Raw genomic sequence first — 22,379 nt, 5'->3', positions numbered from 1 at the left:
GTCGTGGCCGATCCTTGCGAAAGCTGAGCGAAAGGTCACGACTGCAGGCCTGCGGAAGAGCAAAGAAGCTCGGATGGAGCATGGTGCTCCCCTGTAAAGGATTGGAGTATATGAAATGGCTGATACGGTTGAGCAAGACCAAAAGACGACATCGTCGTCGGATGCATTGGCGCCGGATACGGGTCGTCCCCTGGCAAGCGCGGAGAAAATCCGCTTTGGCATAGGTTTCTGTCTGTTTTCAGTATTGTGGATGACCGCCGGCACCTCCGGTTCCCAGGTCCTCCTGCCGCAGCGGTTCACGAATCTCGGCATCGGCGTTCCCGAAGCCATACTGGGCACGATGAATTCGGTCGGATGCGTATTCGCTCTGGTGTCCAATGTGATCTTCGGCGCCCTGTCGGATATGTCGCACTCGCGACTGGGCAAACGTACGCCTTGGGTGATAGTCGGCGGGATTGTCACCGCGTTGGGCTACCTCTACACTTCCCAGGCCGTTACTATTCCCACCATTGTGGCTGGCTGGTGTCTGGTGCAAGTGGGCGTCAACATGATGATTGCGCCGGCTGTCGCGGTGCTCTCGGACCGGATACCTGAGTCCACTCGCGGTACTTTCTCTGCCTTTTACGGTGGTGGCAGCATCGTAGGGCAGTCCCTGGGTACCCTGATCGGCGCCCGATTCATCGGTCACATGCAGGTGGGCTTCATCCTGGGTATCTGCCTGTTTACAGTTACCGGCATTCTCACCGTCATCATTTGGCCGCGTGAGCATTCCGCTGTTGAAAGTGCCTCAGCGACGGCTGCGCGTAATGGAAAGGGTGACCAGGAGCAAGGGCTCTGGCGCCGGCTGCGGGTCTCCTTCACTCCGCCGACCAAGGGGAGTCGTGATTTCTACCTGGCTCTCGGCGGCAGGCTCTTCATGATGGTGGGCTCGTCCATGGTAGCTACTTATCAGCTTTATATTCTGCAAAAGTATTGTGGGCTTTCAGTGGCGGAGTCGGCCAGCACAATTTCCACGATGTCCGTCATTTCGATGGTGGTCACTTTCTTTGCTTCGATAATCTCTGGTCCCATCTCAGACAAGTTGCGCCGCCGCAAGGTCATCGTGGTGGTCAGCTCCTGCATCCTGGCCCTGGGTATCGCCCTGCCGTGGGTGTTCCCGACAGCAGTGGGCATGATGTGCTACGCGGGCATCGCCGGCCTGGGCAATGGCATCTACACCTCGGTAGACCAGGCTCTGAATGTCGATGTGCTACCGAACAAGAACGAAGCGGGCAAGGATCTGGGCATCCTGAACCTGGCCAATACCCTGGGACAGGTCATCGCCCCGGTACTGGTCTCGGTACTGGTGATCCGTGCAGGGTATGTGTTCATATTCCCCGTTGCCATCGTCATGGTGCTGATCGGCGCGGCAGTCATCATGCTGATCCGCTCGGTCAGGTAGGGTCGCCTGTCTTCGGGCGCATCGGCATGAAACGCCTGCTGATACGCCCTGGAGCAAAGGCCTTGACGACTTAGGCCGTGTTTATGTATATTGTGGATTCAACTTGGTAAACATCCACGCAGCGTTTTGGCCTGGCCGCCTCTGATTTCTTTCAACAGGCCCCCGAAGCGTTGACTACTCCGTGGCATAAGCAGGAGAGTGGCATGACTGGGTTGACCAGCAACTCCAAGCATGAACAATCAACAGATACAGGCATGATTCCGGCTACAGAGCAGGACTCTGAGCAGAGGCTCGCCGCGAATGACCCCGTCCTCAAGGACCCTTCTACAGCAGATGTCGATCAGGTTGCCCTTGCCCTGAACGTGGATCCCAACCAGGGTCTGGCCGAGGCCGAAGCAGCTCGTCGACTGGAACTATTCGGCCCCAACGAGCTTGCTGGGGCACCTCCCGTTCCCGCGTGGAGGAAGTTCCTTCAACAATTCAAGGATCCCCTGGTCTATCTGCTCTTGGTAGCCACAGCCATTTCGCTGGTGGCCTGGGTGGTGGAGCGCTCGCACCCGGCATCGGGAGGCGGCGAACCTCTGCCCTTCGATGCCATCGTCATCATGATCATCCTCATTCTTAACGCCGCCCTGGGATACGCCCAAGAGGCAAAGGCCGAGAGGGCGGTTGACGCTCTGGCAAGCATGACGGCCCCACGTGCCTCGGTTCTGCGCGACGGTCAGGTGGTCAGCCTGGAGACCAGCAGAATCGTCCCCGGTGACGTAGTGGTTCTGGCTGAGGGCGATTCGGTCGGCGCCGACGGAAGACTGTTCCAAGCTGCGGGCCTGCGTGTGGCCGAGGCATCGTTGACTGGCGAATCATTGCCAGTGGGTAAACGGCCCAGTCGGCTTGACCAGCCCAAGGCTTTGGGCGACAGGACCAATATGGTCTTCAACGGCACTGCGGTCACCCAGGGCACCGGTCGCATGATCGTCACCTCCACCGGCATGGATACCCAGGTCGGGAAAATCGCCGGCATGCTTGCTGATACCCAGGAGGAGCCCACGCCTCTGCAGAAGGAGATGGCCCGGGTTTCCAAGCTTCTCGGCCTGGCCGTCTGCCTGATTGCGGTCCTGGTTCTGGCTGCTCTGGCCCTGATGGAGGGCTTCCGGACAACCCAGGATCTGATTGACTCCCTTCTCATGGCCGTCTCGCTGGCCGTGGCCGCCGTGCCGGAGGGGCTGACGGCCATCCTGACTGTGGTTCTCGCCCTGGGTGTGCAGCGCATGGCCAAGCATCATGCCATCGTCAAGAAGCTCAGCTCGGTTGAGACGCTGGGCTCGGCATCGGTCATCTGCTCTGATAAGACGGGGACGCTGACCCGCAATGAGATGACCGTTGAGCGGGTGGTCGTCCCATCGGGACAGGTCCGGATCACTGGCACCGGGTATGCCCCTGAGGGAGCCATGCAGCCGGTCGAGGCTGGAGAGCCTAATGGCCAGCTGACGGACACCATCGATTCATCCTTGGCTAAGGCGGTTGAAGAGACCCTGATGGTCGGGACCATTGCCAACGACGGAGACCTTCACTGGCAGGTGGACCAGGCCGAACCGGGTTCCCAGGTCCAGTCTGGATCCGGACAAGGGCACTGGCAGATTGTCGGTGATCCCACAGAGGTCTCGCTGATCGTTGCCGCTCGTAAAGTCGGTTCTGATGCCAAGGCTGATGGTTACCGCCGTCTGGCCGAGATTCCCTTCACATCGGAGCGCAAGCTCATGTCGGTCCTGGCCGCCCCGAATGATGGCGGCGAAGGGCGATCGCGACTCTTCTGCAAGGGCGCTCCCGATGTGCTGCTTGGCCGATGCGACCGGATTCTCGATGGTGGCCAGGTCAGGTCTATGACCAGTGCCGATCGGGAGAGGATACTTGCCCAGGTCAGCAGCCTCTCGTCGAATGCGTACAGGACTTTGGGACAGGCTTTCCGGCCTCTATACAATCAGGAGCTGTCGTCCCTGGCTGAACCCGACGAGGGGGAGGAGCCGTCAAGCACAATTGGGACAGATCAGATGGGCCGGTTGTCTCAGAGGTCTCAGCAGGCTCCCGCAATCCGCCTGTCCGCGGATAAGGTGATCCAGGAAAGCGCCAATCTGGAGAGCAATCTGATCTGGACGGGTATGGTCGGCATCATCGATCCGCCCCGAACCGAGGTTCGTCATGCGGTGGGCCAGGCTCACAAGGCCGGTATCAGAACGATCATGATTACTGGCGACCATCCACTCACTGCGGCCAGAATCGCAGGGGACCTGGGCATCATCAAGCCTGGACAGCCCGCCTGCACCGGCGAGCAGCTGGATGCCATGGATCCGGACCAGCTTCGTGAGACCACCTCCAAGGTCTCCGTCTACGCCCGCGTGGCCCCCGAGCACAAGCTGAAGATCGTCGAATCGCTCCAGGACCAGGGCAAAGTCGTGGCCATGACCGGCGACGGCGTCAACGATGCCCCCGCTGTCAAGACCGCAGACATCGGCGTGGCCATGGGCATCACCGGGACCGAGGTCACCAAGGAGTCGGCCAAGATGATCCTGGCGGACGACAATTTCGCCACCATCGTCCAGGCTGTGCGAGAGGGCCGGGGCATATTCGACAACATCCGCAAGTTCCTGCGCTACCTGCTCAGCTCCAACATGGGAGAGGTCTTCACGGTCTTCGGTGGAGTGGTCTTTGCAGGGCTTCTGGGCATATCGCAGCCCGGTATGGCGGGTGTCACCGTGCCGCTGCTGGCCACCCAGCTGCTCTGGATCAACCTGCTGACCGATGCGGCGCCTGCGCTGGCCATGGGCGTGGACCCGCAGACCGACGATCTGATGGACCGGCCGCCCCGATCCATCAACGACCGGGTGATCGACCGGGACATGTGGATCGACATCATCTACATAGGCCTGATCATGGCCGTGGTCACCCTGATCGGCATGGACATGCATCTGAGCGGCGGCCTCTTCACCGACAGGTCAGTCCAAGCGATCGGCCACGAGGCGCAGATCAGGGAGGCGCGGACCATGGGCTTCACCATCCTGGTCTTCGCCCAGCTCTTCAACGCACTGGCCTCCCGCTCCTCCCGCAAGTCGGCCTTCCAGGGGCTCTTCAGCAATCCCTGGCTATGGAGCGCCATCGGCATCTCCATAATGCTGCAGCTTCTGGTGATCTATGTGCCCTTCCTGGGCGAGGCCTTCGGCACCGTCCCCCTCCAGCCCCAGGCGTGGCTGGAATGCATCGCCCTGGCCTCCCTGGTCCTTGTGGCCTCGGAGCTGCGCAAGCTGTTCAACTGGGCAGTAAGACGGATACGGGCGTGACCGTTTCTTCCTGATGCGGTTACTGCACTCGTTCTCGCCGCATCGGGTAAGGGCACAGTTGCGCCCTGCTTCATCTTTCGCACAGCCGTTATGGATCAGCTGTGTGTCACTTCATCACTCTTTTCCATACAGAGGTAGTGTTGATCAAAATTATCAACATTGACGCTGTCGGTTTCATCTGCAGTTTGGCCCATTTTTCAACTTTCCTGCACAATTAGCAACCGTTTGAATGATAAAGGGATACAGAGTGTCGAGGAATGACTATAGCTTTTCGATGTGAATTCGGCCGTATTAGAGCTGGAAAATAGAAGATGACGAAACGCTGATTTGACAGTGAGACTTATTTCTCAATAAAGTGTTACAAACATTAGTCACTATGGCAGTGTTACGGTGTGCGGAGATCCGGTTCAGTGTGAGTGAGGCAACGGTTAGCCTCATCGACCATTAGATGGATGAAGGGACTTGTCAACTCTTATGTTCAACGGAGGAGTATTTTGATTAATACATCCCTGGCTAAGGCTCAAATCTCTCGCAGCTTGACTAGTCTTCGAATGGTTTCGGTAATTGCGATGTCGATTGCACTTTTCCTAATCCAGTATTCGACGACGCATTATGCTGGCTTTCGGTTAGCTCCTGGTCATGAACTGACTTTCCTCAGCGACGTGATGTTATTCAGTTGCGATGGGACTGGATCGGGACTTTATCTATTCATTCTTCCTTTTCTTGCTGCTCTTGTAGGCGGCAGTGTAGCTGCAATCGAGCGGCATAGTCGACGCATGAGTGGAATGCTGGGACGCGAGGGACGCGGCAAAATCATGAACACCTCGCTGGCATCCGGATTTGTTTTGGGAGGCATAGGGGGGTTGAGCCCGCTTTTGATAAACTTGGTTATTGCGGCAATCATGAACCCACACATGAATTTCATCAATGGTGATGTCGCGGATGCCACGGGTTTGGTTGACGGATCCAAATACGTGCTCATTTATTCAGATTCGTGGCTGTATCCGTTGTACCGCTTCAATCAGCCATTGGCTATCCTCACGGTCATGCTAATGGTATTCATTCTTTCGGGCCTGTTCGCAGATATTGCCGTCGCTGCATCGTTCTTTACCACCCATAGGTATGTTGAAGTTCTCATCCCCTTCGTCCTTAGCATGCTCTGGTGGATGCTCCCAGGGATGACCAATTTTCTTGTGCCCGACCAATGGAGCCATATGATATTTCTCTTCCCTGCTCCTGGGGGCGCAGATTCTCGACAACTTGTGCAGATCTTCGTAGGAATGGCCCTTTCGGTATGCCTGCCGGTTGTCATATCGGCCTCACTTGTTGCATTCAAACGAAGCCGAGATGTTTCATGATTAATCATCTGATCTACCTGCGTCGTTCCTCCTTCGGTTCCAAAATGGTTCTTACCGGACTCTTCCTATTTGGCTTTATCTATTGCACGACCCAGTTATTTCTCAACATGGAGAAGGATCCAGTGATGGACTATGTGGGGTTCATGCTCAACTGCCCCACTATCGGAGTATTGCCCGTATTCCTGATGCTGTTATACGCTGGAAGTGCTAGGTATTCGACCTTCGAAATGGTCAGGCGCGATCCGCGTTTGCAGTTGAAGACCAACTTGCTGTGGTGCGCACTTGTCGGCATCGTCGGAGCTTTATACACGTGGCTGTTGTTTTTCTTGATTGAGTTCCCATTGCAGGGCCTGCAGATAACACCTATGGCTTTGTCTGTTTCCCTGATGGTCCCTGTGCAAATATTCATGATGATTATCTCTGTGGGTCTGGTCTGCCTGCTGCTGAACAACCTTGGAATATCCTGGGGACGATTCCTGCCTATTATCATTGGTTTTTTCGCTATTGCAGATTGGTTGTTGAGTCCACTGGCGGGTAACGCTACTAGGTTTGTATTTTACTTTTGGTACCCTGTTGCTCCTTATTGGAAATTTGTGGTTATACAACAGATTGTCCCTTTCATTATCTATTGCCCGGTTATGGCTCTGGCTAACTCATCAGCTTTCGGTAATACTGATCGACTGGGTGATTGAAATGCACGCGCTACGAAGAGCAATGCAGCAACTTGGACCACGTAACGGTCTGCGGACCCTTATTCTGCTGGCCTTTGCCGTTCTGGTGACCAACTACTATCTCAGTAGGAAACCAAGCAGCATATTTATGGGTATGTATCGTCTCAGTGAAAATCCCCAGGAGTCAAATCTCTTGACTAACATGTACGCCCTGGTTTTCATGATTACTGGAATGGCCCTGCCTCTTGAGCAGCTTTCGGAATACCTGGCTATACCGAATCCGCTGGTCTACATCCGTCAGGATCGGGGGATTCGACATTTCGCCAGTTACCTGGCACTTTTAGCCCTTTACTGCCTGGTCTTTACAGGGATTCAGGCATGCATCGCTTTTGTGGTGATACCTGATCTGGTTCCCGGTCAACTGCTGTCAACCGCTATTTGTGCTGGCCTGACCCTGTTCTGCATGCTTCTTATGGTTAACTGTTCCTATCTTCTGACAAACCGGGCGGCTGGCTACATTGTTGCTCTCGTTATTTATGCGTCCCTGCTGTCTTTTTGGCCGGCTGCGCGGTGGTTTTCCACGGCGCATGCAGGTCCTCTACCCTTATGGCTTCCATCGCTGCTTGCCCTTACGGTCGCGCTGATTGCCGCGAACGCTGTGGCCTGCGATCATCCCCGAATCGCGTGAGTGTCATGAAGCCGCCTCATAGCACAATTAACGCCCATTTGATAAGGAGAACTCCCCATGTTCGTTCATGTTGACAGCCTGAGCAAGACCTACAAAGGCAAGCGGGTGCTCAATCAAGTTGAAGCTGAATTTGATTCAGGACGGATTTATGGCATAGTCGGTCCCAACGGATCGGGCAAGACAATGCTGCTGCGAGCCATATGCGGCTTTATACGGCCGGATTCCGGCAAGGTTACCATTGGAGGTCAGCCTGTGGTTTTCAATCGTCGACTTCCTGAGCCCATCGGCCTGATCATCGAGAACCCGGGGTTTGTGCTCAGTGAAACTGCCATGCAGAACCTCCGTTATCTGGGGAACATCAACCACACTTTTGATGCTGATGAAACTGAACGGCTACTGACCGAATTCAGCCTTGATGGCCATGTGGATGAGAAGGTTAAATCCTATTCTCTGGGCATGCGGCAGAAGCTCGCTATTGTGCAGGCCCTAATGGAACACCAGCGTCTGATTCTGTTGGATGAGCCTACGAATGGTCTGGATGAGCATTCTGTGGGGATCTTCCTGGATGAGATGATCAGGCAGCGCAATCAGGGCAGGACTATAATCATCGCCAGTCACCACCAGGGTGAGCTTAAGCAAATCGCAGATGAATTTTTCCACATGAATGACGGAGCACTTAGCCAGATGCCGTAACGTGCTGGGAGCATACTTATTCCAATTCCTTTTGGGCTTGACGGTTTTAAGGTTGATACGGGATTCGGTCAGATTCGGTGTCCCTGCCCTGGCTTGCGACTTGTGCGCGTCCATAACCTTGTGCTTCCGTTTAACAGTTTGACTCCTGGAGCATGGATCCTGATTCTCGCGCCTGTCCCCGCTTATCCGCATACTGACAAATATGGGGAACGATGAGCAACAGCATGCAATGGATGTTTTGTCATATTGGTGCGCGGTTGAACTGTTCTCGCCACAAAATTGGAGGGATGACCAGCTCATTGCTCTGTCCTCCTCCCGCAACGACGACCACAGGGTAAGTGTTTCTGAGCAGGAGCGACTTCCATGGGATGGCATTCATGCTGATCTTCTCATCGGGCCGGTTGATAATGAGCGTCGTTCCTATACAAACCTCTATAACGACCTGCAGAGCAGGAAAATATACCGGCTGCAGACAGACATGCACGCTCGGTTGACCAAACCCTTCTCGTTTGCGGAGGATACTGAGAATTGGCTGCGTGCGCAGGCGGCAAAATCAGGGCTCGACAAACAGACTATAACCGGTCTGCTTGGGGAGACCAACCAGCTATGGCTAGAGGTGGCTAAGCAGCCCGGCCCTCTGCCGGTAGGTACTGAGCTGACAGATTCTATGGTTTCGCGCCTCCTGCGGGTGGTGGAAAAGCTGTCAGCAAAGGCCAATCGGCCTGGCTCAGCCTGTGCTGTTTACCGCAAGGACTATGACCACAGATTTGCGCGTCGCCCCGTCCACCAGGTGGTAAAACCCGACGAGAGCTCGGAGCAGCAAGAAGCGGTAGGACGACAAAATCGGTGGCTTAAGCATGAACGTTTTCGAATAGCAGTCGGGCTTTCCCAGCGTGTAGTCACGAATGCGCTGTTGAAGGCAGCCAAGCTTGTTCGAGAGCTCTCGCCAGCCGAGGAGACTGCTCAGGATGAGGTGTTACAGGAGCTTGCCCATCGGCAGAGCAAGCGCGCTGGCGGTCCTTCTGCCGTGGCTTCCCTCATGGAGTTCTGCGTAAGGGATGATGGCTGTCTGGTCCCAAGATCGTTGATGCTCTCGCAATATGCCAAAGCGGTTTCCTGCCTGTTCAATCATGAGGGCTGGCCCGATTGTCCGGCTGGGTGGCCACATATCGAAGTATTTGACGATACGGAAAGCAAACTCAAATCCGAATTCAATCGTCTGGCTGGGGAAGACTCTGGGGACGAAGCAGGCCGACCGATGTACAAGGCAGGTCCGGTCGGCAGATATGAGATCGAAAGCCTCATTGAGCATGTAGTGGATCGGATGGGACTGGATGACCGCGCGGTGAGTAGCTCTCCTCTTTTCGCTCGCGCTGACGGCTCACCTCTGATCAGGGATTATGTCAATTGCCATCTGGAAGCCAGTTCGGAATCGTTGAATGGCGAAATGATGGACTCCTTCTTCCTCGAAGATCTTGAGGACCTTTATCAAAATGGGCCTGAAATATTTTCTGAACCGGTCAGGCAATATCTATCGGTTGGTCATCCTCGACGGTTCGATATGCAGAAGGACCCCGAAGGGCATCTGGTCGGCGACTTCACGGAACCTGCCAGCATGCCGTTCGGGCGATGGCCGAGTGCTTCCAATCAATTCCAGTCAACAGGTCAGCAACTGGCGATCAATCAAATACGGCGGCCCTGGAGGGATATGGCAGCTCATCGCTGCTAGGTGTCAATGGCCCTCCTGGAACCGGCAAGACCACCCTGCTCAAGGATGTGGTGGCCGAGATTATTGTGGCCAGGGCTCGGCGGTTGGCAGGATTCTCCCGTCCTCAGGATATTTTCACATCTCGGAGGGTGGCAAGAGCAACTTCAGATGAGGACAAGGACTATGTCTACTGGACGCTTGATCCGTCGGTGACCGGCTTTGAGATTGTCGTTGCTTCCAGCAACAACAAGGCTGTTGAAAACGTCAGCCAGGATCTGCCCAGTGCCGATGCTATAGACGCCGAGTGGGAAACCTATATCGACAGTGAATTCAAACAGGTTCCCTGTGGATTCGCTTTTCGAGACTTTGCCGGGCAAATTGCCGATCGCAGGAGTCAGGATAAGGAGAGTGGTCCTTCAAATACCTCCTCTGCCTGGGCTCTGATATCGGCGGTCTTGGGAAACATGAGCAATAAAAACCGATTCCTGTGGCCCTTCAAAAACGAATTTATCTATAAATCATTGAGATATAGGCCAGATGAAAGGGCCAGCAGAAACAGTTGGGCAAAGGCCAGGAACGACTTTAATACTGCGCTGAAGAAGGAAGAGAGCATCCGCGCCAGGAAGACTGCCCAGTACAACCTTATGCGTTCTTATTCGGACCTGTGCAATCAGCGATCCAATCTGTCAGCCGAGCTGAAAACCCTCAATGAACAACTCCATGGCATGAAGGCAAGCCGCTCAAGGTATGTCGGACAGGTTCAATCAATGGAACGGCAGATGTCGGATGCTGACCAGGCTGCCAATAATGCGCAAGCTGCTTGGGAACAGGCTGATGGCATTTGTCAGGTTCACCTGTCTTACTGGAAGGCGCATCCACTAAGATCATTTTTCCACAGCCGCGAAAGGCAGCAGGACGAGCTTAAGGTACGTACTGATCTGGAGCAGGCGCGTCGTGCGAAGCAGCATTTCGATGAACAGGCCAGCGCGGTCCATCAGCGGTTGCAGTCCTTCTATGGAGGGTTGGAAGTCGGTGATCAGAAGTTAGGTCAATGCCAAAAACAGATTGCGACCTTGACCAGGCAACTTACTGCTCTTGAACAGCAAATTGCTGAGGCCGAGCAGATTCAGTGGCCCAGGCCTGACATTGGCGATGATCATGTTGCGTGGATGGACCAGGAATGGAGCAAGGCGCGGACGGAGGTCTATATCAAGGCGCTGGCTCTTCATCAGCAGGCTGTTATGGGTGCTTCCCACCAGTTCATGTGCAATCTTTCCCTTGCTTGCGCTGTGATGCAGTCGAATGGCTTTACGAATGACGAGAGGTTGGTGGCTTGGCAGACTTTCTTCCTGGTGATCCCAGTCGTCTCCTCGTCCTTTGCTTCAATATCCAGAATGTTTTCGGGGATAGGCAAGGAGGCGCTCGGCTGGGCGATTGTTGATGAGGCTGGACAGGCCCTGCCCCAGGCCGCTGCTGGTCTATTGCAGCGCGTGAAACATGCGGTTGCAGTTGGAGACCCTATGCAGCTCCAGCCCGTGGATACCATGCCTAAGCCAATGCGAGAACTCCTGGCGAGCACCCATCACCTCCAGCACCTAGGACTGGAGTCCGAAAACATGCAGGCCTTGGTTGATTACCAGACGCCTTGCGGTCTGCTAGACGAGACGGATGACCACTGGCTGGGGATGCCTCTGGTGGTCCATCGGCGCTGTGATGAACCCATGTTTTCCATATGCAACGATATGGCCTACTCCGGCAGGATGGTGCGTGTAGGGCCGGAGCATCAGCCCTGTGCTTATCCGTCCGGGCCTCATGCGGGAGATGAGCTGCCGGTTTCCTGTTGGTACGATGTACCGCCGAATTCCGGCGAAACCGGGAGAACGCAATGGAGGCCGCAGGAAGGCTACGAACTTCACAAGCGTCTGTGCGGACTCTTCCAGGGCGGGATTGACCCCACCAATATTCTGGTCATCGCTCCGTTCAGGGCTGTGGCCAATCAGGTCCGTGATACCTTTGCGGATGCCTTGCGGCAATGCACTGGTTGCAACAGCAGCGAAGCGAACCGGCTGGCATCAAGCCAGGCCGGAACCGTCCACACCTCCCAAGGGCGGGAAGCCGATGTGGTCTTCATCGTTCTTGGCAGCAGAGCCGGCAAACGTGGAGAAGGCTCTCGTTCATGGGTTAATGGTTCGCCCAACCTGCTCAACGTCGCTGTGTCGCGGGCCAAGCGCCGTGTCTATGTGGTGGGCAATCTCGCTGACTGGAAGAATGGAACCTATACGTCCACAATCGCCAAAGACCTGCCGGTGGCGGCGAGCACGAGAGCCTGAACGTGTTGGGTTGCAGTTGAATTTATAATCTCGGAGCACTCGCGTTTGATTGCAGGGCGGATACCCACGTCATTTTTACCGATGAAAAGAGGCCCGGCTTGAGAATGGAGAGGAGATGACCTTGTGACGTTATGCAACGCTCAAATTGTCAAGGCCCTCTATGTGTATCTCATAACTTAGTCAATGGATGTCTGAGCTAGCACAAAGTAGCTCGATGCAAATACAGAGATAGAGCTTTAGGCAGTGCCTACCTCTGTGATGACCTTCACGTCGGAAAAGTGCAACGTCAGCATTAATCGCGTAGATCAACTCTCTCATTGGAAATTCAAAATTTCCACAGGACAAGTGGAATCTGAGATTGTATAAACAACGGGGTTCCTTGTTTATGTACTCTGGATATATGAGCGAGCATTATGAGTCGTATCCGCCATTGCTTCAGGATGAGCCTATCCGGTCCGTTACCGACGATCGGTATGGCCGGAGAGAGTACGTGCGGAATCTTGCATTAGCTTTGAGCAGGTTCCCGGGGCCGGGCTCTCTTGTTGTCGGCATTCAGGGACCGTGGGGGTCAGGTAAAACTTCATTGAAGAACATGCTTGTCGAGCAACTTGCTGCGACTCCTCTCGACAAAGGAAAAAGAAAAAAGGAGAAGGAGAGAGGAGGAAAAGTTATAGTTGTAGAGTTTGAGCCTTGGATATACTCGGGCAGTGGCCGCCTGGTGACCTTGTTGTTCAATCAGATTTCCCTAACATTGTCGGGGAAGCTGGGTGCCGCCAGACATACCGTTGCGAAATCTCTCAAGCGTGTGGCAAATGGTGCAGCACCTATTTCCGATGTAGCTCCTTCCTCCATGCAGAGGATTGTGCAAGCGTTCGGTGACCTTGGTGAAGCCTTGGAGCCAGATAGCCAAGACCTCAAAAGGCTTTCGGAACGACGAGAGAATCTGAAGAAGGAACTGGAAAAGTCGGCGTTCAGGATCGTTGTGTTCATTGATGATTTGGACCGTCTGATGGATGATGAGGTTACGGATGTGATGCGAGCTGTCAAGGCTGTGGGTGATCTGCCTTACATGACATATGTGCTGCTGTATGACAGGGATTCACTTACCAAGTCACTGGATAAGAGTTGCCACGATAAAGGCGACGAATACCTTGAGAAGATAGTCCAGGTTCCCATAGGTCTGCCAGAACCTATAAAAGAAACGGTGCTGAGTAGGTTGAGGGATGAGCTGACATCTGTCGTTAGTGAGCAAAATATTGACAGAATTTACATTAAGTCCAGTGATGACCTGTTTAGTCCAGCACCAGATATTTATAAATCATGTGTGGTGCCGTTTATCAACAATATGAGAGATGTTAACCGTCTGACGAATGAGTTTATGTTGCGCTACCAGGTGCTGAAAGATGATGTAGAGCTAAAAGACCTGCTTGGCATCACCAGTCTGGAGGTTTTCAATCCTAATTTATACCGTTGGATTATAGTAAACAAGAATTATCTGTGTGATGCAGAAGACATTAAAGCCGAAGAGTTGCAAGATCATCTGAATGCGGTCAAGCGGCATCTTGAAACGATGCCATCAAGCGATAAAGGTTCTGAGGAAAGGAATTTGCAAGCAGTCGAGTCTCTGTTTCCCTCGGTTGCTTACGCAGTTATCAGTGACAGTATAAACCCGCCGATAATACAGAAGGGGATGGGTCGGGAGATAAGACGTCCCGAACATTTTAATGCCTATTTTCGGCTTTCTATTGAAAGTGGACTCTTGCATGAAAGTGTCTATAGGGAGTTTCTGATAGATGACCCACTTAATAAAAATGATTTGAATCAGAAGCATTGGGAGATTGTTACTAGCCGAGGGTTTGACGGTGAGCCAGAAAAATATCTTAGCAGGGTAAATGCTGCCCGGTACGCCAAAGTTATTGGTTTCTGTCTGGAGCTTGAAGCGAAGTACAGCAATGATTATTCACGCTGTGTGTCTTATGATGTGGCTACTGCCATTATAAACAAAACACATGCAGGCAGATGGATCAATATCATTTTGCAGGCGATTATAGATTCGAAATCACCGGTGTCGATGATTGTTGCTGCTTGTCTGGCTTTTGAAATTAATAATCTAATCCAGGTAGAAGACAGCCTAAATAGAAATGGACAGACAACAGATAAGGATAAAGCAGATTCAAAAAGACTCCAGCAATTTAGACAGCTAGAGGGTCGAGAGCTGGCGAAGATTGAACTTGATAATAAACTAGATGGACAGATGCAGAAGCTTAACCATTTAGTGGTCCAATCAGTTTATTGGGACGAGCCAAGCGGTAGGTGGGGTGGGTGTCTAGCGTTACTGCGTGAAAAGCTCAAGCGCACAGACTTCAAACAGCCACAAAGGCTCTTAAATGGTCCGCTTCTGCAATCCTATGCGGATATTATCCCAGTTGTACTTGATAACATTCAAGATAGGTATGATGCATTCCAATCATTTCGTCGACTAGTGGACGAGAATACTTTCGTTGATTATGCACTTGATGCATTGGTGAGAAAGTCGGGGAACGAATATATCGTAGATACATCTTTATTGAAACGTCTCGTCACCTGTGAATTATTTAGATCAGCTCTCGATTCATGGAAAAGCGTTCCAGTGCTTCACAATGTTACAGGTGCTGCCGCTTACACGCTGGCCCTTAAGAGTCCTGATCCAGCGCAACCTGTCTCTAGGGAGCAGGCGAAAAGTCTCGTTGTTCAATGGGGAAAGCAGCGGGCCGGGGAGGCCCAATAGAGTTAACTTCTTGGACACTGTTTATTCACTGTATTCGACGGTCAGATGGTTAATTGGATGTAAAACAGCGGAAATGGCGGCACCATGCAATGAACTGTTATTGTGCGGTGTTTACTGTATCTGCTAACGGTTGTGGATGGGCTACATTGCCTGATTATGGAGGAGGGGTCTGAGGCGCGTGAGGCATGAAAGGACTTGGTGGATGTTCTACCGACAACTGATGATGGCCGATAGGGTTTCGTTGGTGAATGCAGGCACATTTATGAGGGACTTGAACACGTAGTCTACAGACCTGTCCTACCGACGCCTTTTAAAGAGTTATTCGATCCGCTAGGTCAGAATTCAGAATATTTGATATACGCTTTGAAAGTGCATTGTCGGGTGTGCGCTTTGCAAGATTAGGCGGTGTTGACGAGTAAGCAGTAGGTAATTGTGGATCAGTTGCTGGTATGGTATACAGGTGGCATCTGGACTATACGTCGTTATCGGTTTTACGATTGCGTGTTGAGCAGATGCCTAGTAAATATTGATACTGAAAAATATGCACTCAGGCTGAATACGAGTACCTCACCTGACAAGTATAGACAGGTGAGATACCCACGAGTTAAGTTATTTCTGTGACAGCTTGGCAATGAGACGCCTATTCTTTTCGTTTTCTACGATGCGGTAGGTTGCTTGCCAAAGAGTTTTGGATTTGCCTACGGACTGGGGGTTAGTGTCAGTGTCAAATACCGTCTGGACGAGTGTGACACCTATAGCCTGCCAGATTTGGATTGGATCGAATTCCCAGTCGAGTTCTCCGTTGTCCTTGGTGTGAAGAAGAGCACGGAATGCCCCGTAAATTGGCATGATGAATCCAGAAGAAATGTTATAGTCTTTTTTCCGTTGTAAAAATTCAGTACGGTCCTTATTGGTGTTTTCGATGCCACGAATGCTGCCGAATTTGGCTCCTGTACCGTTCATTTTCTTATAGTCTCTGTACTTTTCTGCCATTTCCAGTTCGATGGTCTCGTACAGATTCACAAGGCTTGGAACAAGAGGTAGCAGCCTGCGGTAAATGTTGTCCGCGGTGGGTTGGTTGCCAGAAGAGTGTTTGTCCCATTCGTTCTTATAGTCCTTGAAAACGTTGGCTTTGCCCGAGTATGCAGCTACAGGCACAGAAGTGTCGTCTGGGAAACGAGAGATGTTAAACGCGTACATCAGCCTAAGCAGGTCAGCAATCGGTATCCGCTTGTCCTCGTTGTCCTTGTATGCGATGTCCTGCCCATACGGCTCGTTGCCTATTCCTTCCTTGATGAAGTCGAATCGGTCTTCGAGGTTGAACAGTGCGATATCGCTGACCTGAACAGAGGTGTTTCTGGCATCCGAGAGTGCGGCGACATCTAGGTCGGCTCCGACGAAGATCTCGAGTTTGACATATTTATTTATGTCCTCGGGGATCTGGTCCCTTCTCTCTTTGATGGCCTCATAGGTGTGACCACCATCGAGGACGCCATATCTATCTTCATCGTGGTCGAAATCAATGGTGATGAGGGAATTCGAAGCATCGAATTTGACTTCATTAGCCAACAGGACCATTCCGCGGTTGTGGATGTCGAAGTACGGGTCAGTCCCTGATACGGCTTCCAGTAGCTTCTTCGCTGTTGTGGTGCGCATATTCACTTCGCGCGGGTTAACTTTGGTGGGCATGTCTGTAGGGAGATCCCTCATGTTTGTCCAAGCGAAATACGTCGTAACGGTGGGGTCTGACGGCGATTTGACGGTCCGCAGTGCCTTAATAGGGAATGTCATTTTCATTATATGCTCCTTTGTGCTCATGAGCCGGCCTGTTTGACCGGTTACTTCGTCTTCGTTCATCGAAGACAATTCAATAAAAGCATTAAGAAGCTAGAAAAGCAATAAGAACTACGGTGGTGTTTTTGTACTATGGTTCCTCTAAAATAGAGTTATGACAGTCAGAAATCGTAATAATGCTCGCAATTCCATTGATAGACCGGTCATGGTCAAGATCGGTGGGATAATCAAACAGCTTAGGAAGAGTTTGACTGATGTAAATCCACCTACCCGGGAAGGCTTTATTAATGCTGGCTCAGATCTCGGGTTGCCAGCTGATTGGATCACAGAGAAATCACTGGCGAACATCGAGAATGGATTGAACATGCCTTCGCTCAGGACTCTTTATAATCTGTCGATCGCTTTACAGACAGACACAACAGATCTGTTTGTCAAAATATCTCGAGCTTTCCTTAATGACGATAAACGAAAACCAACAAATGGGCAGACGAAACAGTAATTAAATGGACATCTTCAGATACAAAGCCTGCGGGATCTTAATATGTTTCCCATTGAGCGCTTAGAATTGCTGCGTCGATGATAGGGACTGCTGTAGCAACAAGCATGACTTGAGTGGATCCTGATAGTTTAATGGTCTGTGGCAAGCTTAACTATATGGTCTGCAGGTAAATAAGTAATCAAGTACAGTTTTCGACGCTACTGAATGGTCGGCAATCCAAAGTGCCCCCCGTGGGATTCGAACCCACAACCCACGACTTAAAAGGACGCTGCTCTAACCATTGAGCCAGAGGGGCAACATGGCACAGTATACCTCATACTTGGCCGACGGCACATCGTGACGGCCTGTCCACCGGATGACCCCATCGGGCCTGGTTCCTGACGGCTGACCCTCCCGATTGCCAGACTCGTCGCTGCCTGAAGTTCGGCCCGTCCCTTTGCTAGTGTGGTGCAGGAGTACACCGCGTTGAATGACCATCACGGGACTTCGGGGAAAGGTTGAAGCCTCTGCCGACGGAGCGCAAGACAAGGAAGACAAGCACCATGCTCACACATCACCCATCCACATTCACCCCTCTTGACGGGACTTGGACCATGACAGCCCTCAACCCCCAAGCGGCGCCAGAGGATCTCCGCGATCGCCTGGCCAATGGGGTCGAGGCCCGAGTGCCGGGGGAGGCGACCATGGACCTCCTCCGTGCAGGCCTGATCGGTGACCCCTATGACGGGGACAACGAAAAGGCCCAACAGTGGATCGGCGATGTGGACTGGCAGTTCACCTGCCGGTTCGACTGGCACGACGACGGTTCGCAGCGTCACGACCTGGTGGCCTACGGACTGGACACGGTAGCCGCACTGGAACTCAACGGCCGACCGGTTGGCAGCACTCAGAACGCCTATCGCTCCTACCGGTGGGATGTGCGCGATCTACTCAAGGAGGGGGGAAACACGCTGGTCGTCTCCTTCACCTCTCCCGTCCGCGAGGGAGAGAGACGGCAGGCGATTCTGGGTTACTACCCTCATGACAACCACCCCTTCAACCAGCTCCGGAAAGCGGCCTCGTCCTTCGGATGGGACTGGGGAATCGACGTGGCCAATGCTGGAATCTGGCAACCCATAGGCATTGATTCCTGGTCTGGTGTCAGAATTGCCCAGGTCCGCCCGCTGGTAGATGTTGACGATCAGGGCGAGGGCCTGCTCACCGTAGATGTGGATTTGGAACGTGCCGGTGGTCGCGGCAGGTCCGGCATCGATGAGACGGCCCGGCCTGGCACCCAGTCTGGTGGGATACCCGTGCGGGTCCATCTCGGTGGCAACGGAGCCGACATCCAAGCGTGCTCCTTCCTCAAGGCTGGGGCGGACACGGTCCGCCTGGTCCTCAGGGTGCCGGATGTGCAGCTCTGGTGGCCCCTGGGCTATGGTGACCACCCCCTCTACACGGTTGATGTCACGGCAGGTCAGGAGGAGGCGGCCGCCGGGTCCCATGAATCCCGTCCCCAGGCCATGTGGACAGGCCGGGTGGGTTTCCGCACGGTCAGTGTGGACACAGCGGCCGACGAGAACGGCCGTCCCTTCCGCATATCCGTCAACGGGGTACCGGTGCATGCCCACGGTTACAACTGGATTCCCGACGATGCTTTCATCACCCGGATGAACAGGGATCGCTACCAACGCCGGATGGAGGACCTGGTCGAGTCCAATTCCAACATGGTCAGGATCTGGGGAGGTGGATACTACGAGTCCGATGATTTCTATGACATGGCGGACGAGAACGGGGTGATGGTCTGGCAGGACTTCATGTTCGCCTGCGCCGCCTACCCGGAGGACCCGGATAACTGGTCAGAGGTTGAGGCAGAGGCCCGGGAGCAGATCGGTCGGCTATCCCCGCACCCCAGCCTGGTCGTATGGAACGGATCCAATGAGAACTACACGGCCTATGCCGACTGGGGCGGGTTCAAGAACGCTCTGGCCGACCCCTCGGCCGCCCCCAACGCGTACGGCTACGGGGAACGCCCTTGGGGTGATGGATACTATTCCGATCTTTTCCCCCGTCTGTTCGCACAGCTGGATCCGACCAGAATCTACCTGCCGAGTTCCCCGATGAGTTTCACCAAGTACACCTCGCCCAACAAGGACAACGACGGGACCGTGCACATCTGGGATGTGTGGAACAACAAGGACTACAGGGCCTACAGGGATTACAAGCCCCGCTTCGCCGACGAGTTCGGATACCAGGCGCCTCCTGCCTGGAGCACCCTGACCCGGGTGGTGCATGACAGCCCCTTGGACCCCTTCGGCACCCAGATGCTGGTCCATCAGAAGGCCATCGATGGCAACATCAAGCTCTCCAGGGGCATGCGTTCCCACCTGACTCCGGGTGACTTCTATGACATCAGCTACGGCGGCGTGGTCAACGGTCATCGTTCGGATGGGCCACATTCCTGGCTGATTCCCAGTGACCGCTGGGAGGACATTGAGGACTGGCACTGGGCCTGTCAGTTGCAGCAGGCACAGGCCATCCGATTCGGGGTGGAGTACATGCGCTCGCTGGAGCCGGTGAATGCCGGCACCCTGGTCTGGCAGCTCAATGACGACTGGCCGGTGATCTCCTGGGCGGCGGTGGACTATGACGGGCATCGCAAGCCCCTCTGGTTCGCCTCGCGCGATTTCTTCGCTCCTCGCCTAGCCTCCATTCAGCCCGAGGTCTCAGAGGAATACCGGGCTGAGCACAGTTGGGCTGGCATGCCTGTCACCCCCGACCAGCTGGCCCTGGTCATGGTCAACGACACCCGTCAGGCCTGGGAGGGCCAGTGGCGGGTGGAGCGCCGCCGCTTGGACGGAACCGTTCTAGCCGATCAAATCGCCCGGGTCTCTATACCGGCAGGAGGACAGGCCCAGGTGGTTTTGGAGGCCGCCGTGGCTACCTTCGGCGACCCTGCCCAGGAGATCCTCGTGGCTAATTCCGACCAACCAGGTTTTGCTAGGGCCATTTACAATCCGGCTGAGGTTGTCGACCAGGCCCTCCGGCCCAACCCCCTCGAAGCCTCTATTGAGGCAGAGGATCGCGGCTACCGACTGACCCTGACTGCTCGGACATATGCCCGTGACGTCTTCTGCATGGTGGACAAGGTGGACCCTGCTGCCTCAATCGACGGCGGCATGGCCACCCTCCTTCCCGGGGAGTCGGTCGTCTGGCACATCACCTCGGCTCCTGTGGACAATCCTGAGGCCTTCTTGTCTCCCAAGGTCCTGCGGACAGCCAACGATTTGCATCGTCAGCAGTTGTGAGCATCCTTCCGAGGGGAAGGTGAATGGTGTCCCCTCCGATTCATGCTTCATGCGTGTCAATTCCTTTCGTAGTAATTGTGAGGTAAGTTAATTAATTGGGTCTCGGCTGCCCGATGGGGTATGAGCAGACTCGGACAAAGAAGTGCAAAGACCCGCCAGGAGACCGCAGACCCAGGCAACCCACCGACAAGACGAATTCCAAGGAAGGATTCCGATGAATCTGGATTATCTCGCCAATATCAAGCCATCCCGCCGTCAGCTCGATTGGCAGCGCATGGAGATGTATGCCTTCATGCACTTTGGCATGAACACGATGACCGACCGCGAATGGGGCCTGGGCCACGAGGATCCCGCCCTCTTCAACCCGGCGGACCTGGACTGCGACCAGTGGATGGAGACCTTTAAAGCCGCTGGCATGACGGGGGTGATCCTCACCTGCAAGCACCATGACGGCTTCTGCCTCTGGCCCAGTGCCTACACCGAGCACAGCGTGGCCAGCTCTCCCTGGAAGGGAGGCAAGGGCGATGTGGTCCGCGATGTCTCCCAGGCTGCCAGCCGTCACGGCCTCAAGTTCGGTGTCTACCTGTCCCCCTGGGATAGGACCGAGGCCGCTTACGGGCAGGGCAAGGCCTATGACGACTACTACGTCAGCCAGCTGATAGAACTCCTTACCCACTACGGACCCATTTTCAGTGTTTGGATGGATGGAGCCAATGGCGAGGGGCCCAACGGCAAGACCCAGGCCTATGACTGGCAACGTTACTTCAACGTGATCAGGGCCCTTCAACCGGAGGCGGCCATCAGTATCTGCGGACCTGATGTCCGCTGGTGTGGCAACGAGGCCGGTAAGGCACGCGAAAACGAGTGGAGCGTGGTTCCAGCCCCACTCCGCCATGCAGAGTGGAAGATGGGCAAGGGGGAAGTGGACCAACTCGCCAACCCCGATTGGTCCATGCGCTCTGAAGATGAGGACCTGGGCAGCCGCAAGGTCCTTGAGCAGTACGGCGGTCCTCTGGTCTGGTACCCGGCCGAGGTTGACACTTCCATCCGGCCTGGCTGGTTCCACCATGCCAGTGAGGACGGCAAGGTGCGCACAGCTGACGAACTTTTCGACATCTGGTCCAACACTGTCGGCGGGAACGCCAATCTCCTGCTCAATGTGCCGCCGAACGCCCAGGGGAAGATCAGCCAGCCCGACGTTGATTCCCTGACCGGTCTGGGCCGCAGGATCCGGGAATTCTGGCAGGGGGCCGTCACCGAGGGTGCCAATGTGTCCGTCTCCTCCAATGCCTGCGGGAGCGACCCACAGGCCCTCCTGTCCACCGATGTGGGCTCCGGCTGGTGGTTGGCAGATGCGGATGATGAGCATCCCACCGTTACCATTGATTTCGACCGCCCCCGACAGGTGGATGGGCTCGTCCTTCGCGAGCACATCGAGGTCGGCCAGCGGGTGGAGCAGGTCGTCATCAGTGCCGAACTTGACGGTGAACTCCGCCAGGTGGCAGAAGTAGGGGCCGTTGGGTATCAGCACTTCGCACAGGTCGGTCCGCTGACCACCAGCCACCTGGAGGTCAGTGTGACCAGGTCACGTGGTCCCGTGGCTCTGGACACCTGCCTGATCCGCGAGGGAAGCGGGCGATGAGCTAGCTGGTGTCGGCGGTTGGAGGATTTACGTCTCCCTGGACTAGGTGGAGCGTTGTTGGATCGCCGACTGCCGGGGGCAGGACCGCCGAGGATATTCGGGAGAACAGCCAGGGCAAGCCAACCGAACGCTACTGGATTATCCGCTAGGCAAGTGGAGCAGGGGCCGG

At 54.5% G+C, this 22,379-nt stretch carries 13 protein-coding genes and 1 tRNA gene; 12 read left to right on the top strand and 2 right to left on the bottom strand.

Annotation, left to right across the window (positions count from 1 at the left end; genetic code table 11):
* Positions 1-115: 115 nt before the first annotated feature.
* The 9 genes from H3T90_RS04995 (at position 116) to H3T90_RS04955 (ending at position 14,988) form a co-directional block, all read left to right on the top strand.
* Positions 116-1,441: an MFS transporter gene (locus tag H3T90_RS04995; protein WP_198229780.1), complete on the top strand. Its 1,326-nt coding sequence runs from the start codon at positions 116-118 to the stop codon at positions 1,439-1,441.
* A 203-nt stretch (positions 1,442-1,644) separates the two neighbouring features.
* On the top strand, positions 1,645-4,773 hold the full coding sequence (locus H3T90_RS04990) for a cation-translocating P-type ATPase (RefSeq protein WP_198229779.1): 3,129 nt from the start codon (positions 1,645-1,647) through the stop codon (positions 4,771-4,773).
* A 494-nt stretch (positions 4,774-5,267) separates the two neighbouring features.
* On the top strand, positions 5,268-6,131 hold the full coding sequence (locus H3T90_RS04985) for an ABC transporter permease (RefSeq protein WP_198205804.1): 864 nt from the start codon (positions 5,268-5,270) through the stop codon (positions 6,129-6,131).
* Positions 6,128-6,823, top strand: coding sequence for a beta-carotene 15,15'-monooxygenase (locus H3T90_RS04980; protein WP_198229778.1), 696 nt, complete (start codon positions 6,128-6,130; stop codon positions 6,821-6,823). Before H3T90_RS04985 ends, H3T90_RS04980 begins: the two co-directional genes overlap by 4 nt.
* A 22-nt stretch (positions 6,824-6,845) precedes the next feature.
* Positions 6,846-7,490 carry a hypothetical protein gene (locus H3T90_RS04975; RefSeq protein WP_198229777.1) on the top strand — a complete coding sequence of 215 codons (645 nt, stop codon included), beginning with the start codon at positions 6,846-6,848 and terminating at the stop codon, positions 7,488-7,490.
* Between the two features lie 57 nt (positions 7,491-7,547).
* Positions 7,548-8,183 carry an ABC transporter ATP-binding protein gene (locus H3T90_RS04970; RefSeq protein ID WP_045935895.1) on the top strand — a complete coding sequence of 212 codons (636 nt, stop codon included), beginning with the start codon at positions 7,548-7,550 and terminating at the stop codon, positions 8,181-8,183.
* Between the two features lie 202 nt (positions 8,184-8,385).
* Positions 8,386-9,912, top strand: coding sequence for a hypothetical protein (locus H3T90_RS04965; protein WP_198229776.1), 1,527 nt, complete (start codon positions 8,386-8,388; stop codon positions 9,910-9,912).
* 50 nt (positions 9,913-9,962) lie between these two features.
* Positions 9,963-12,221, top strand: a complete 2,259-nt coding sequence (locus H3T90_RS09035; RefSeq protein WP_198229775.1) for a DEAD/DEAH box helicase — start codon at positions 9,963-9,965, stop codon at positions 12,219-12,221.
* Positions 12,222-12,621: 400 nt separating this feature from the next.
* The gene (locus tag H3T90_RS04955) at positions 12,622-14,988 is read left to right on the top strand and encodes a KAP family P-loop NTPase fold protein (protein WP_198229774.1); all 2,367 of its coding nucleotides are present in this window, start codon (positions 12,622-12,624) and stop codon (positions 14,986-14,988) included.
* A 609-nt stretch (positions 14,989-15,597) separates the two neighbouring features.
* On the opposite strand, the gene H3T90_RS04950 is transcribed toward H3T90_RS04955, so the two are convergent.
* Entirely contained in the window at positions 15,598-16,845 is a 1,248-nt protein-coding gene (locus tag H3T90_RS04950) for an AIPR family protein (RefSeq protein ID WP_198229773.1), read from the bottom strand.
* 91 nt (positions 16,846-16,936) lie between these two features.
* Here H3T90_RS04950 and H3T90_RS04945 point away from each other — a divergent pair, with 91 nt between their 5' ends.
* Positions 16,937-17,281: a helix-turn-helix domain-containing protein gene (locus H3T90_RS04945; RefSeq protein ID WP_198229772.1), complete on the top strand. Its 345-nt coding sequence runs from the start codon at positions 16,937-16,939 to the stop codon at positions 17,279-17,281.
* A gap of 222 nt (positions 17,282-17,503) precedes the next feature.
* On the opposite strand, the gene H3T90_RS04940 is transcribed toward H3T90_RS04945, so the two are convergent.
* Positions 17,504-17,576, bottom strand: a tRNA-Lys gene (locus H3T90_RS04940).
* Positions 17,577-17,823: 247 nt separating this feature from the next.
* Between H3T90_RS04940 and H3T90_RS04935 the strand changes: the two genes are divergently transcribed.
* Together H3T90_RS04935 and H3T90_RS04930 are read left to right on the top strand one after the other, a co-directional pair.
* The gene (locus tag H3T90_RS04935) at positions 17,824-20,568 is read left to right on the top strand and encodes a glycoside hydrolase family 2 protein (RefSeq protein WP_198229771.1); all 2,745 of its coding nucleotides are present in this window, start codon (positions 17,824-17,826) and stop codon (positions 20,566-20,568) included.
* Positions 20,569-20,782: 214 nt separating this feature from the next.
* Positions 20,783-22,210 (top strand): alpha-L-fucosidase, encoded by a 1,428-nt coding sequence (locus tag H3T90_RS04930; protein WP_198229770.1) that lies wholly within the window; start codon positions 20,783-20,785, stop codon positions 22,208-22,210.
* The last annotated feature ends 169 nt before the right edge of the window (positions 22,211-22,379 follow it).

The organism is Bifidobacterium polysaccharolyticum (genome assembly GCF_016101585.1).
GTDB classification, from domain to species: Bacteria; Actinomycetota; Actinomycetes; order Actinomycetales; family Bifidobacteriaceae; genus Bombiscardovia; species Bombiscardovia polysaccharolytica.
The sequence above is the reverse complement of the archived record's forward strand: the minus strand, read 5'-3'. Positions and strand labels throughout refer to the sequence as shown.